Origin of the sequence: Kangiella shandongensis, assembly GCF_020005365.1 — a bacterium.
Taxonomy (GTDB): domain Bacteria; phylum Pseudomonadota; class Gammaproteobacteria; order Enterobacterales; family Kangiellaceae; genus Kangiella; species Kangiella shandongensis.
The window spans coordinates 211,115-224,941 of the sequence record NZ_JACNML010000002.1 but is presented as its reverse complement, the minus strand read 5'-3'; the positions used below and the strand labels follow the sequence as shown (position 1 = coordinate 224,941).

Annotated in this window: 15 protein-coding genes and 2 tRNA genes; 15 read left to right on the top strand and 2 right to left on the bottom strand. The window is 43.3% G+C overall.

Annotated features, from left to right (window positions below; all coding sequences use genetic code 11):
- The first annotated feature begins 67 nt into the window (after positions 1-67).
- From H7708_RS02880 to H7708_RS02810, 15 genes are all read left to right on the top strand, one after another.
- Positions 68-535 (top strand): Rrf2 family transcriptional regulator, encoded by a 468-nt coding sequence (locus H7708_RS02880; RefSeq protein ID WP_223668966.1) that lies wholly within the window; start codon positions 68-70, stop codon positions 533-535.
- Between the two features lie 57 nt (positions 536-592).
- Positions 593-1,807, top strand: a complete 1,215-nt coding sequence (locus H7708_RS02875) for an IscS subfamily cysteine desulfurase (RefSeq protein ID WP_223668965.1) — start codon at positions 593-595, stop codon at positions 1,805-1,807.
- A 21-nt stretch (positions 1,808-1,828) separates the two neighbouring features.
- Entirely contained in the window at positions 1,829-2,212 is a 384-nt protein-coding gene (gene iscU, locus H7708_RS02870) for a Fe-S cluster assembly scaffold IscU (protein ID WP_223668964.1), read from the top strand.
- Positions 2,213-2,258: 46 nt separating this feature from the next.
- The gene (gene iscA / locus H7708_RS02865; RefSeq protein WP_223668963.1) at positions 2,259-2,582 is read left to right on the top strand and encodes an iron-sulfur cluster assembly protein IscA; all 324 of its coding nucleotides are present in this window, start codon (positions 2,259-2,261) and stop codon (positions 2,580-2,582) included.
- 186 nt (positions 2,583-2,768) lie between these two features.
- Positions 2,769-3,302: a Fe-S protein assembly co-chaperone HscB gene (gene hscB / locus H7708_RS02860; RefSeq protein ID WP_223668962.1), complete on the top strand. Its 534-nt coding sequence runs from the start codon at positions 2,769-2,771 to the stop codon at positions 3,300-3,302.
- A 5-nt stretch (positions 3,303-3,307) separates the two neighbouring features.
- On the top strand, positions 3,308-5,164 hold the full coding sequence (gene hscA / locus H7708_RS02855) for a Fe-S protein assembly chaperone HscA (protein WP_223668961.1): 1,857 nt from the start codon (positions 3,308-3,310) through the stop codon (positions 5,162-5,164).
- Between the two features lie 9 nt (positions 5,165-5,173).
- Positions 5,174-5,512, top strand: coding sequence for an ISC system 2Fe-2S type ferredoxin (gene fdx / locus H7708_RS02850; RefSeq protein ID WP_223668960.1), 339 nt, complete (start codon positions 5,174-5,176; stop codon positions 5,510-5,512).
- 10 nt (positions 5,513-5,522) lie between these two features.
- Positions 5,523-5,723 (top strand): Fe-S cluster assembly protein IscX, encoded by a 201-nt coding sequence (gene iscX / locus H7708_RS02845; protein WP_223668959.1) that lies wholly within the window; start codon positions 5,523-5,525, stop codon positions 5,721-5,723.
- Between the two features lie 118 nt (positions 5,724-5,841).
- A tRNA-Lys gene (locus H7708_RS02840) sits at positions 5,842-5,917 on the top strand.
- A gap of 182 nt (positions 5,918-6,099) precedes the next feature.
- Positions 6,100-6,175 (top strand) — tRNA-Lys (locus tag H7708_RS02835).
- Positions 6,176-6,484: 309 nt separating this feature from the next.
- On the top strand, positions 6,485-7,447 hold the full coding sequence (locus H7708_RS02830; protein WP_223668958.1) for a DUF4123 domain-containing protein: 963 nt from the start codon (positions 6,485-6,487) through the stop codon (positions 7,445-7,447).
- Complete coding sequence (locus H7708_RS02825) at positions 7,444-8,205, top strand: hypothetical protein (protein WP_223668957.1); 762 nt, start codon at positions 7,444-7,446, stop codon at positions 8,203-8,205. Before H7708_RS02830 ends, H7708_RS02825 begins: the two co-directional genes overlap by 4 nt.
- The gene (locus H7708_RS02820; protein WP_223668956.1) at positions 8,206-9,183 is read left to right on the top strand and encodes a glycoside hydrolase family 108 protein; all 978 of its coding nucleotides are present in this window, start codon (positions 8,206-8,208) and stop codon (positions 9,181-9,183) included.
- A gap of 21 nt (positions 9,184-9,204) precedes the next feature.
- Complete coding sequence (locus tag H7708_RS02815; RefSeq protein ID WP_223668955.1) at positions 9,205-9,636, top strand: hypothetical protein; 432 nt, start codon at positions 9,205-9,207, stop codon at positions 9,634-9,636.
- Positions 9,637-9,973: 337 nt separating this feature from the next.
- Positions 9,974-10,300, top strand: a complete 327-nt coding sequence (locus H7708_RS02810) for a hypothetical protein (protein WP_223668954.1) — start codon at positions 9,974-9,976, stop codon at positions 10,298-10,300.
- A 56-nt stretch (positions 10,301-10,356) separates the two neighbouring features.
- On the opposite strand, the gene H7708_RS02805 is transcribed toward H7708_RS02810, so the two are convergent.
- Together H7708_RS02805 and H7708_RS02800 are read right to left on the bottom strand one after the other, a co-directional pair.
- Positions 10,357-11,082, bottom strand: coding sequence for a helix-turn-helix domain-containing protein (locus tag H7708_RS02805; protein ID WP_223668953.1), 726 nt, complete (start codon positions 11,080-11,082; stop codon positions 10,357-10,359).
- Positions 11,083-12,547: 1,465 nt separating this feature from the next.
- Positions 12,548-13,822, bottom strand: coding sequence for a glutamate-5-semialdehyde dehydrogenase (locus H7708_RS02800; protein ID WP_223668952.1), 1,275 nt, complete (start codon positions 13,820-13,822; stop codon positions 12,548-12,550).
- Between the last annotated feature and the right edge of the window lie 5 nt (positions 13,823-13,827).

The following is a 13,827-nucleotide window of genomic DNA, read 5'->3' as shown; positions in this document are numbered from 1 at the left end:
AGTGCGGTAAAGTTGACTAAAATACTCGGGTATGAGATCATGGATACATTGAAGTAAAGGTACTGATATGAAGTTAAGCACCAAAGGCCGTTATGCAGTAACTGCGATGCTTGATCTCGCATTGCACTCTGGAGAAGGTCCAATCACATTGGCTGAAGTGTCTGGAAGACAACATATTTCCTTGTCTTATCTGGAACAGCTTTTTGCGCGTTTGCGAAAGGCTAATCTGGTTGACAGCATTCGCGGGCCAGGCGGTGGTTACGAACTGAAGCGTCCTGCAACACAAATCAGCGTTGCAGAGGTTGTTTTAGCCGTAAACGAACCCATTACTGCAACACGCTGTAATGGCAAAGCAGACTGCCAAGGCGGAGATATTTGTTTATCACACCAGTTGTGGACAGAGCTTAGCGATCAAATTTATCAGTTTTTAAGTGGAATAACGTTACATCAGGTTATTCAGCGAGATTTTGTTCAGCAAGTGGCTGAACGCCAAAACACACGCTTTCAGGAAGAAGATCTTATTGCTTTCAGATAAGTGTGTGGTGTTGGCTAGTTTTAATTATTGTGCTTTGAAAATTTAGCGGAGAAGAGAATGAAATTACCCATCTATCTTGATTATGCAGCAACAGCGCCGGTTGATCCGCGTGTTGCCGAGAAGATGGTTCAATACATGAGTGTTGATGGCATCTACGGTAACCCTGCGTCTCGTTCCCATAAGTTTGGTTGGGAAGCGGAAGAGGCTGTTGATGAAGCAAGACAGCATGTGGCGGATTTAATTAATGCAGACCCACGCGAAATCGTGTGGACATCTGGTGCTACTGAATCAGATAACTTGGCACTTAAAGGTGCCGCACACTTTTACGGTAAGAAAGGCAAGCACATTATTACCGTTAAAACAGAGCACAAAGCGGTATTGGATACCGCTCGTCAACTAGAGCGTGAAGGCTACGAAGTCACTTATCTTGATGTTAAAGACGATGGTCTTATCGATATGGATGAGTTCAAAAAAGCTTTACGTGACGACACCATTCTTGTCAGCGTGATGCATGTCAATAACGAGACGGGTGTGGTTCAAGATATCGACGCCATTGGTGAGCTTTGTCGTGAACGTAAGATTATCTTCCACGTTGACGCTGCACAAAGTGCGGGCAAGTTGCCGATAGACGTGCAAAATACCAAAGTGGATTTGTTATCAATTTCAGGCCATAAAATGTATGGCCCGAAAGGTGTCGGTGTTCTGTACGTTCGTCGTAAACCTCGTGTGCGCCTTGAAGCGCAAATACACGGTGGTGGCCACGAACGGGGGATGCGTTCAGGTACTTTACCAACTCATCAAATTGTGGGTATGGGCGAAGCTGCGCGTATCGCTAAAGAAGATATGGCAAAAGACAATGAGCGAATCATTGGTTTGCGTGAGCGTTTGTGGAATGGCGTTAACGATATGGAAGAAGTTTATCTTAACGGCCATGAAGAAAAGCGTGTCGCAGGTATTATCAACATCAGCTTCAATTTTGTTGAAGGTGAATCATTAATTATGGCACTGAAAGATCTTGCAGTGTCTTCAGGCTCTGCTTGTACATCAGCGAGCCTTGAGCCTTCGTATGTACTACGAGCGTTAGGTCGTGATGACGAGTTGGCGCACAGCTCAATTCGTTTCAGTATCGGTCGCTTCACTACAGAAGAAGAGGTTGATTACACGATTGAAAAAGTCCGTGAAGGGATTGGCCGTTTACGCGAGCTATCTCCTTTATGGGATATGTACAAAGAAGGCATTGACCTGTCTAAAGTCGAATGGCAGGCGCACTAATTTATAGCGGGAGATGATATTATGGCATATAGTGAAAAAGTTATTGATCATTACGAAAACCCACGCAACGTAGGCTCTTTCGAAAAAGATGACAGCACTGTTGGTACTGGCATGGTAGGTGCTCCGGCTTGTGGTGACGTCATGAAGTTGCAAATTAAAGTCAACGATGACGGCGTTATCGAAGATGCTAAGTTTAAGACTTATGGCTGTGGCTCAGCGATTGCTTCTAGCTCACTAGTGACTGAGTGGGTTAAAGGTAAGACCGTTGACGAAGCCCAAACCATTAAGAACACTGAAATTGCTGAAGAGCTGGCTTTACCACCAGTAAAAATTCACTGCTCAGTTCTTGCAGAAGATGCAATTAAAGCCGCAGTGAAGGACTTCAAAGATAGAAGTCAAAAGTAAGCTAGTACATTAACGACTGACAGTAACGACAGGTACGGATTAGATTATGGCTATCACTTTATCCGAAGCAGCAGCTGAGCGCGTAAAGTCATTCATCGAAAACCGTGGTAAAGGCTTAGGTGTACGCTTGGGCGTGACCACCACTGGTTGTTCAGGTTTGGCATACGTTCTTGAGTTTGTGGATGAGCTTAATGACGAAGATATCGTGTATGAAGATAAAGGCGTAAAAGTCATTATCGACCCAAAAAGTAAGCTGTACCTGGATGGTACCCACCTTGAATTTAAGAAAGAAGGGTTGAACGAGGGTTTTGAGTTCGTTAATCCGAATGTGAAAGGTGAGTGTGGGTGTGGTGAGTCCTTCACAGTCTAGTGATCTAAATTGCTAAAATGCTCCATAGCTTTGTTGGAGAAAGTAAAAGAAAATACTCGTTTATTAGTTATAAACTCCGTGTTTCTTTTATTTTTCCGTCGCGCTCTGAAGCATTTTTTCGAATTTAGAGAACGTTAATTTACCGAATACTAGATCTATTAATTACCCTCAAGTGAATTAATTGTTATGGCAAGTGCGCAGCAAAATTATTTTGAATTATTCGGCCTTGAGCCGAATTTTTTCGTCGACCAAAAAGATTTGTCGGATAAATTACGACGTCTTTTACATAGCGCTCACCCCGATCGCCATGCCAGTGGAGGTAGTCAACAGCAGATGTTGGCAATGCAGAAAACGACTCGTTTAAACGATGCTTTTGCTGTATTGAAGCACCCGGTAAAAAGGGCTCAGTATTTATTGCAGGTTGTGAAAGGAATTGATACCACCAAAGATCATACGGTGGATGATCCTGAGTTCTTGATGCAACAGCTGGAGCTAAGGGAAGAGCTGCATAATATTACTGGTGATAAAGACGCTACGGCTTTAATGGACTTTGCCGATAAAATTGAACAAATGGCCGAGGTGCAGGAAGCTGAGCTGGGTGAGCTATTCAAGCAGGATGCGTGGGATATTGATGCTTTGAAGGTAGCTATTTATAAGCTACAGTTTTTATACAAGACTTTGCACGATATCGAACTTGCAGAAGATAAAATTTTAGACTGATTATTATGGCATTATTGCAGATTTCCGAACCCGGACAGAGTACCGAACCGCACCAGCATAAGTTGGCTGCGGGTATTGATTTAGGTACGACTAACTCTTTGATTGCGACGGTACGTAGCGGTAAGGCTGAAACTTTACCTGATACACACAGCAAGCACACTTTACCGTCTGTTGTGCACTACATGGGGGAGGAGAGTGTAGAAGTCGGTTATAAGGCAAAAGAGCAGCAAGCTATTGAACCGGGCAATGTCATCAGCTCAATTAAACGACTGATGGGTCGTGGCCTTGCCGATATGGGCAAGATTAAAGAGTTCAGTGCGAATCAGCTGGTTGAATCAGAGTCTGGTATGCCTGGTGTGGTTTTAGAAAATGGCATCGAGAAAAATCCTGTCGAAGTCTCTAGCGATATTTTAAGGACGCTGGCTAACCGTGCCGAAGAAACCTTAGGTGGGGAGCTTGGCGGTGTCGTTATCACTGTGCCCGCTTATTTTGATGAAGCTCAGCGCCAGGCAACGAAGGATGCGGCTCAGCTTGCTGGTTTGAAAGTGCTGAGACTACTTAACGAGCCAACGGCAGCAGCCGTTGCTTATGGCTTGGATACTGGCAGTGAAGGAATTCACGCAATTTATGACCTGGGTGGCGGAACCTTTGATATTTCAATTTTACGCCTGCAAAAAGGTGTTTTTGAAGTATTAGCAACTGGTGGTGACAGTGCCTTGGGCGGTGATGATTTTGACCGTGCTATCGGTCAATACTTGGTTGAGCAAGCTGGCGTTGAAAGTGACGACCGCCGTGCTTACCAGTTAGCCATGATCAAGGCTCGTGATATCAAAGAAGCATTAACCGATGTGGACACGGTTGACGTTAACTTTTTGGACTGGGATGGCAAAATTACTCGCCAGCAAGTGGAAGACATTATCGCTCCAATCGTCGATAAGACTTTATTATCCTGTCGTCGTACCTTAAAGGATGCAGGTGTTAAAGTTGATGAAGTGGACAAGGTAGTGATGGTGGGTGGCTCAACAAGGGTCCCCTTGGTCCGTGAAAAAGTCGAGAAGCATTTTAAAGTACCACCGTTAACGGATATCGATCCAGATAAAGTTGTTGCTATCGGTGCTGCAATACAGGCTAACGTGCTTATCGGTAATAAATCTGATGATGAAATGCTATTACTGGATGTTATCCCGCTCTCACTTGGTGTTGAAACCATGGGCGGTTTGGCAGAAAAGATTATTCCAAGGAATACGCCGATTCCAATTGCCAAGGCTCAAGAGTTTACTACCTTTAAAGATGGTCAGACGGCGATGGCGATTCATGTAGTCCAAGGCGAGCGTGAGCTGGTGGAAGACTGCCGCTCGCTAGCACGTTTTGAGTTGCGTGGTATTCCTCCAATGGTTGCCGGTGCTGCTCGTATTAAGGTTACCTACCAAGTCGATGCTGACGGTTTATTGCAGGTCACTGCTGAAGAAACGACCAGTGGCGTAAAAGCTGATATTACGGTTAAGCCTTCATATGGCTTAAGCGATGAACAGATTACCACCATGCTGGAAAGTTCGTTTAGCCATGCTGATGAAGACATACAGGCTCGAATGTTGCGTGAGCAGAAAGTCGAAGCGGCTCGAGTCATCGAAGCTGTGTCTGCAGCGCTCAATGAAAATGGTAAAGAGCTGCTCAGCGAAGAAGAGTTTGCTGCTGTACAGTCGTCACTGGAGCAGTTGAATCAGGTATCTCAGGGCGATGATATCGAAGCTATAGAGAACGCCATCGAAGTTGTAGAGAAAAACACGAATGAGTTTGCTAGTCGCCGAATGGACGCTAGCATTGCCAAGGCTCTTGTGGGCCATGAAGTTGATGAACTATAGGGTTATTTCATGCCAAAAGTAATATTTCTACCCAATGAAGAACTCTGTCCTGAAGGGGCTGAAGTTGAAGCCGAAAAAGGACAAACCATATTAGACGTTGCTTTAGACAACAAGATTTTTATTGAACACGCCTGTGAAATGTCGTGTGCTTGTACGACATGTCACGTTGTGGTTCGTGAAGGCTTTGACTCGCTTGAAGAAAGTGACGAATTGGAAGATGATATGCTAGATAAGGCATGGGGACTGGAGCCGGAATCACGCCTTAGTTGCCAAGCCATCGTTGATGATGAAGACTTGATTGTAGAAATTCCTAAGTATACCGTTAATCAAGTCTCAGAGAGACACTAGGAGTAGTTATATGGGTCTAAAATGGACAGATAGTCTGGATATCGCTATCGAACTGTATGAAAAGCATCCTGAGCAGGATCCTACACAAATCAATTTTGTTGATTTACGTAATATGGTTATCGGACTTGAAGAATTCGATGACGATCCAAACCGTAGCGGTGAGCGAATTCTTGAAGCGATACAGGCTGCCTGGATAGAAGAAGCAGACTAATTCTTCCGCCATCAAAAATAAAAAAAACGCGTATAAAGGTTGTATTTTCCGAAAAAAACAGTATTATACGCGTCTCACCTGAAGCGGTGAGTTTGGTTAGAAAGATAATCAAATCAATGGGTTGCTAGCTCAGTCGGTAGAGCATCTGACTTTTAATCAGGTGGTCACAGGTTCGATTCCTGTGCAACCCACCATATTTATTCCTTCGGGAAGCAACAAGCCGTTAACTTAATGTTAGCGGCTTTTTTGTGTCTCTATTAAGCAGTTTTCAGCTCTGCTTAAATTTCTTCAATTTTATGGCGATAAAGGGTTGTCTTTTTAGTAAAAAAAGGTATTATACGCGCCATTGAATGAGGTCTCACCTCAAACGATATATGGGTTGCTAGCTCAGTCGGTAGAGCATCTGACTTTTAATCAGGTGGTCACAGGTTCGATTCCTGTGCAACCCACCATATTCGAGAAAACCGCTGGTAGAAGTACCAGCGGTTTTTTTATATCTATTAATCTGGTCGTCGGGCGTTCAGTCGATAGTCAGCCTATCTATTTCATGTTTTTCCGTCGGCTCAGCTTTGCGCTAGTTCGTTTCTCCTAACTTGTTCACCCAACTGCCTATGGGTTCACAATTATAATACGACGGTATCTCAGGTATATTGCGGAAGCTTCTGTGGTTGAGTATCATGTCTTGACTGCTCCTACCTCTAAGGAGTGCAACTGAATAAATAACAACATCAACTTCTTAACATAACCGTGACTAAGAGAATATGAGTAATAGTTGGCTGGGTGAGTGCTATTTCAGTCGAGTTTTTAACGACAAGGCTGAGAGTTATAAGGCGACCGCTGCCGTGTTTTGTGACAGTAGAAAGCTTTACCAGGATATTGTTAAGCGGTATTTGCAACAGCAAGGGCTTCAAGTCGATCGATTTGAGAAGATCAGGTTAATTGAAAGAGGTAACGCTAAAGAGGAAGAGTTAAATCTTATTCAGACTATCGATAAACGCCGTATTATCGCCATGGGGACATTACAAGAGGTTGTGAAGGAAAACCAGGCTGAAGAGCGTTATTTAAAAATCTGCGAGCTAGAAGACGTTAAGCCTCTGGACTTACAAGTTGGAGTATGGCCGAAGAAAGCGGTTCCTACTGAATTGAAAGATTGGCTTTTTGGTGATCTGGGAGTCACCCATAGTGAAGCTGAGCAATACAGTGATACTGAGTCGTTGCCGGAGATGAAAACTTATGCATTGGTCGATGCAGCAAAAGTTGATAATTTTCCACTGTTACTAGAAGGAAGCGAGTTAAACCATGAGTGTTTATTTAAAGGGAAGGCTTCTGAAGAGCTCAAGGAGGTGGCGGCTTATCTTATCGAATTAAAGCTTGATGATCCTTTGACGACCAGTCTGTTTACTGAGTCAGGTTTGCCGGGTCATTTATGGGAAAATGACTGTGCTGTCTTTTTACGTTCGCGAGCCAAATTGTCCGAGTTAAGACATCACTTCAGAAAGTTCTTAAGGTTGTATAGTGAAGCCAGTCATAGTTGGAAGTATTTTCGCTTTTATGCACCGGAAACCCTTAGGACATTAGTGACTGCCTTTGAGCGTAGCCAGTTTGAAGCTTTCGCCAAAAATATTCGTCTATTTGCCTGTCGTTCACCGGAAAGTGGTTTTATCTTTATTACGCGCCGAGAAGAAACCCATATTAAAAAAGCTTCAGTAGCAGAGGTCGTATGAAGCTAACCTTTGAGAACTTTATTACGGATAAGACCCTGAAGCCCTTTGTGGATGAACGAATTTCAGAGTATGAAACAAAGGCTTCTGAATTCCTGCGCAAAGAGTTTGCCCCAAGCGTTAGTCTTCTTGATGAGGGTGAGTTACTGCAAGTCATAAGGCTGGCCTATAAACATGCTTCTAAGAGAGGGATTAAAACCGAAGTCGAACACTTGAAGTACCTCATTCCGGTCATGTTCTGGGGAAGTTACTTTGAAATGGATCCTCAATATTCATATTGGCTTTATAAGGCCGGTTGGCTGGACAAAAATGGCTATGCGATCAAGGTGAAAAGAGTTAAGCCATTACTTGAGCAGCTTGATCAATGGTTTAAGCAAACCGAGTCAGATTTAAAGGAACCACGGCGACTGACATGGGCTTTTGCCAAGTTATATCGTCAGAGTGCAGATCATGTCGACCTCGATTTTATTTTGAGTTATATGGAATTACTGTGGCCAGCCCGGTTTGAATGTATGAATGGTGTTAGACAAGAGTATTATGCAAAGCAGTCGCGAGAAATAGCTGCGGAGCTTCGGTTCACAGGACTTGATGGGGTGACTTATGTTTGCCTATCTTTATATTTCGGGTTTAGGTTTGCTGACGACCCGCGGTACCCATGGGCTAGGGCCATATTTGAGGGCGAGCAAGATATTAGCGAGAAAAGAGTATTATTAGGCCAGGGAGCCCTGGATTATTGGGATGGATTGATAGGAGGAAATTAAATGTCTGGAGGATGTCCACAATTTTGGCAGCGAGCGAGTAATCAACCGAGTACTCCAATTCCGCCGCCTTCAAGCAATATTTTCAATGAAGTGGATACAGCCGCTGTAGGGAGTTCGGGTACACAGTCAACTCCTGAAGCTCCACTGCCTTCTGCGCCAGTTAATAGTGCGACACAGTCGCCAGTAACCATTCAGTCCGGTGATACACTGGGTGCTCTTGGAGATGAGCATGGCTTTGACTGGAGAGAATCACAGATCAAGCGAGATGGTCAAGTCTATGAGATAGGTCCTAACGGCATTCCTCCTGAAAAGATCCGTCCCGGCGATCAGGTTATTCCTGGTGGTGGAGAAACTAACAGCCCTGTGCAGAATGCTGAGCAAGCCGCTGAAGAAGCGGGTTCCGACAGTTCTATCGAAGAGTCAACATCAGAGTGCCCTTGTGAGTGTGACTATAAGAAGTTTTTTTGGGAGGAAGTCCTGGGACATGAGGGTGGTTATGTGGATGATCCTGTAGACCGTGGAGGGAAAACAAAATACGGTGTTACAATCAACACATGGAGGCGCTACTCCCAACGTTTATTTGGTATTGAAGCATCTGAAGATACATTACGAGACCTAACCCCGGATCAGGCATTTGAAATATTTCGAGTCGGGTACTGGGAACCTTCTGGTGCCGATCAAATTGAAAACTGTGAGCTAGCCTTTCAGATAGCCGACATAGCCTATAATTCTGGCTCTGGAAATTCGACAAAAATATTACAAAGAGCGATTAATGATTTAGGTGGGGATGTCACTGTTGATGGAGCTATAGGGCCACAAACATTGAATGCTGCTAATAATTTGTCTGCACCTGAGTTATACGTAAAGGTGCGAGAACGACGGATACGCTTTTATGAAGCAATTATTAGAAACGACCCATCCCAGGCTAAGTATCGCAATGGCTGGAAAAACAGAGCAAATTCTTTTGATGCATATTAATTAAAGAGGTTTTTTAGAATAATGAAACGTTTATCTATTTTTTCCTTTGTATTGTTTACATTGTTTTCAGTTGGATGCGCAGATGCAGAAGACTCATCCAGTTTATCAAGAATTTCTCATTGGAGTTTATCTGATGATGAAGGCGGGTTTAGCTATGCCATCTCTATATGGAAAGGTAAGCAGGATTTAATGATCAGTTACAGTTTTGTGTATGAGGATGGGGGGCGAGTTAATGCAACGGTCGAAACAGAAGATTTCCGGTCATTGACAGCTTTAGGTAATGATTGTTATCAGTCAACGGCCATAGATTATATTGAAGCCCCTAAAGAAGAGTTTGAGATAATAATGTGTGAGCGAGAAGAAAAGATGTTCTGGTCTTTATTATCAACTGATAATCCTAGCTTTGTCCCTCAGCATGCTGTGTTAAATAAATATGATCTAAGCAGCAATTAATCGTTCAGACTCTAATCCGAACGTTGCTGTGTCTATACGCTTTGAGACGCAGCATCCCACTTAATTTCTTACTATTAATAATACTCGCCTTAACATGAAATTTAGCTTCAAATTACTACTAACGTTATACCTTCTCTTCTGTTCATGGAGCGTACTTTCAGAACAGGGAAAAGGAACTGCGGAAGTCGTCACAAAAAGTTTTTCTTTGGGTAATGACGGAAGCTCTGTTACCTATACTGTCGCTATAACGCCTAATAGAAATAGGGTTATCGCACTGGAGAACAGCTCACGGCACTCTGACAATCCCGGAAAGTTGATAGCTCTTTTTAATGTTGGAATGAACCAAACCAGCTTTGATGATATTGAACCCAATAAGTACGGTGGTTTTAGTATTTACTCTGGCTGTGATACCTGTGGCCGTTTCTCAACAGTTATAGAGTATAAGATCGCTTATCGTAATGATAAATACTTGGTAGCCGGGTATACATTGTCGGAAGCTGATCGGGTTGAAGCATCTTTTAAGATTTGTGACGTTAACTTGTTAACGGGAGCGGCTGATATAACTGTGAACGATGAGAGCTCACGTAAGAAAGGGGACGATAGAGCATTCAGCCTTGATGAGCTCGACTCTGATTATAAGCCGAAGGTTTGTTTAGGTATGTAGAAATCCGGTTATAAAGAAGAAAAGCCGCTATTTGTTAGCGGCTTTTCTTTTCGTTGTTATTGATTATCAATTTTATAGAATCGAGCCTCAACGATAAGCCCGAGTACTCCTAATGTCATCAGAAATACGGCCATTATCAGAAAGATGTTATTTGCTGTGCTCCGCTTATCTGGTAATTGTTTAACGTAGTATTCTCGAAAACCATGCTCAAAAGCCTTATTGACAACTTTTCCCTGATATTCGTGGGTTAAAAAGCTATCAGAGACCCAGTTGTGAGTTGGTTGGTCAAAACTTTTGGAATTGTATTCTGCTGTGTACTTCATGAAACAATGTTTAGGCTCCTCTGTTTTTAAGCATTCATTGATCTCATGCTTAAAATCAACTCCAAGTGAGCGATATTCATAGTACTTATTGCTAGATAAAAGTTCTAAGTAAGCAGTGAAGAAGAACAACGTTGCTACCAGAATAAAACTCGAACAAACGATAACAGCAGCCTTACGTTTCCCTTTAGCCACTTCGTGTTTATTCGTTGTGGCGTTAGCTATAATAGGGATATGCATCAGCTTCTGACGAACATAGTCTTTATCCAGATCCTTAATCATTTCATCCGGAGTGACTTCATAGGCAGTACAGAGCTTATCGAATATTTCTACTGATGGAATGCTTCTATCATTCTCTAGTTTTGATAAATAAGACTGTTCAATACCCAGCTTTTGAGCAAACTCAGGCTGTGTCCAGCCGCTGGTTGAGCGTAGCGAGCGTAACTTTTCACCTAGTGTCATTGTTGTATCTCCGTGTGGTTAATCGACTCAGCTATTGTTTTAAAAAGTCCTAAGAATAACCAGATGAATTGATTAGAATAACTAGGAATATACAGGAATGTTAAGGAATTTGAAGGGGTTAAGCGTCTTCTTCGTCATTGCGAGTGACCAACGGGAACGCGGCAATCCCTTGGCAGATTGCTTCGGTCACTTTCGTTCCTTCGCAATGACGTAGCAAGATTGTTAAAGATGATTGGTTACGCTATGCTGAGTCTGCCCCTTTGGGTAAACCCATCCTATATGACTATTATTGTCATACCGCGGCACCTATAGGTACTCCCTCGGTCGCTAACCGCGGTATCCAGTGACTAGTTTTTGTTGTTTGAGTTTTTATTTCGCCAATTGGCGAGATACTTTCTCTTGATGAGCAAGAGAAAGTATCCAAAGAGAAGCTCACCCCAATATCAAGGTCATTGAAATGACTACCTTCGCATGGTGTTAATCATTAACGGACCATGAAATACAGTCCATCCCTGGTCTGAATTTCATTATTCAAATCTTCCACGATTTGAATTCCTATTCCTAACACCAAGCTCAGCTTGATATTATGGGGTTAACGTTGACTGCAAAGATTTCCTTTTTTGTAAACTAGGTAGTTGCCGATAAGTTTTAGTTGCATGTCATGTGATTACCCCTTTAAGTTAGCCGAAGGTTTTAAAAGTCATCGTGTAAATTGGGCAGGGATAGCTCAATTTAGCAAAGACGAAACAGGATGTTTCGTTTTGCGGAGCGTTAATGACTTTTGAAAGAGAGGGCAATCGTAGGGTGGGTTAGACGACGTCGTAACCCACCAATAGATTTCTCTAGGCTGGTTCCACTCCTTTGGGTAAATCCATCCTATAAGGCTTTGCTTATATATGTGGCGTCGATTAGCGTAATCGAGGGAGATAACTAATTATATTTTTTATCGTAATCTTGTTGAGTTATTTTTCCATTTTGATAATTAATAAGAAATGTTTTCAGTCTTTTGGCATTAAACTTATCGTAATATTGTTCACTTGACTCTGTGTGACCCAGTACCAAGTAATGATTGCTGCTATTTCGGATCGCCGTACGGGTCCATACTAATTACAAGTTTCTCTGAACCATTTTTATAAGTTGTTAGGTTTGCAAACGTCGGCCTAGAGATATACTGGTCGGCAATATCATTAAATTGTTTTGCTGAGAAATTAATAGAAATTCTTGTCTCATCCCAGCCTATATACGAGCACCCAGCTATAAATATGAAGGCTAATCCAGTTAAGCACTTTCTCATTATTACACTCCATAGCATTTGTTTTTCAATAGAAACTATATGACAAACTAAATTTCTTAACAAGTTTGTTTAGCTGTTATAAAAAAGCCGCGGGTTTGACTCCGCGGCTTTGAGTTAGGGCTTGGTGAACCCTATGCTCGAACGCTTTGTAATAATTAAAAGTGCTAATTATTAATAATGTTTTGCTTGGCCTTGGCCAGTTACGACGTATTTTTCGGTCGTTAGCTGTACCAGACCCATTGGGCCGTAGGCGTGTAGTTTACTGGTTGAGATACCAATTTCTGCGCCTAGGCCAAGTTCGCCGCCGTCTGAGAAGCGTGATGAAGCGTTGACCATCACAACAGACGAGTTAATGCGTTTGACGAATTCGTTACCACGGTCGATGTCTTTGGTGACGATGACTTCGGTGTGGCTTGAGCTGTGGTTTTGAATATGCTCAACAGCATCTTCGTAACTGTCCACTTGCTTCACGCTCATGGTCAAACTCAAGTATTCGTTGTGGTAGTCTTCGTCGCTGGCTACTTCGGCGTTGTCCAGCTTGCTGGCTGAGTCTTTGTCCGCTTTAAACTGAATACCAAACTCGTTACCCAGTGCGTTAACACGTTTCAGGAATTCGTCAGCGATGTCTTTGTGTATGACTAAGCTTTCCAGCGCATTACATACGCCCGGACGCGATACTTTACCGTCTTTCAGCAGTTTTTCTGCTTTGTCCAGGTCGGCAAACTTATCTACGTACAGGTGACACACGCCTTTAAAGTGCTGGATTACCGGAATCTTACTGTTATCGGTTACAGCACGAATCAAACGCTCGCCGCCGCGTGGAATCACTAGATCTATGGTGTCGCGGAACTGTAGCAGGTGGTTCACGGCTTCGTGGCTTTGCGAAGGCACGATGCAGACCATTTCTTTGCTGAAACCACAGCTTTCGATGGCCTGGTGCCAGCAGTCGATAATGGCGTTGTTTGAATGCCACGCTTCTTTACCGCCACGCAGGATGACCACGTTACCGGATTTTAGCGTTAGCGCCGCAGCTTCTACCGCCACGTTTGGACGCGCTTCATAAATCATTAGCACGACGCCAAGCGGGATACGCATTTTTGCCACACGGATACCGTTAGGGCGTAGTGAGCTTGGGCCCATCTCGCCAACAGGATCCGGCAGCGCCATCACGTTTTCCAGTGCAGCAACCATGCCGTCAACACGTTCTTCATCAAGAAGAAGGCGATCGACCATGGCATCCGCCAGCTCGTTGTCTTTGGCGTATTGAATATCTTTGGCGTTTGCTTCCAGAATCTGTGTTTGGTTCGCTTTTAGCTGTTTTGCCATAGCGGCCAGCACATCATTTTTCTGGCTGCTAGTTAATGTACTCAATGTTTTCGCGGCTTCTTTAGCGCGTAATGTTAAGTCGTATAACTCTTTCTTTTCAGTGTTCTCTTGCATGTTCATAAATT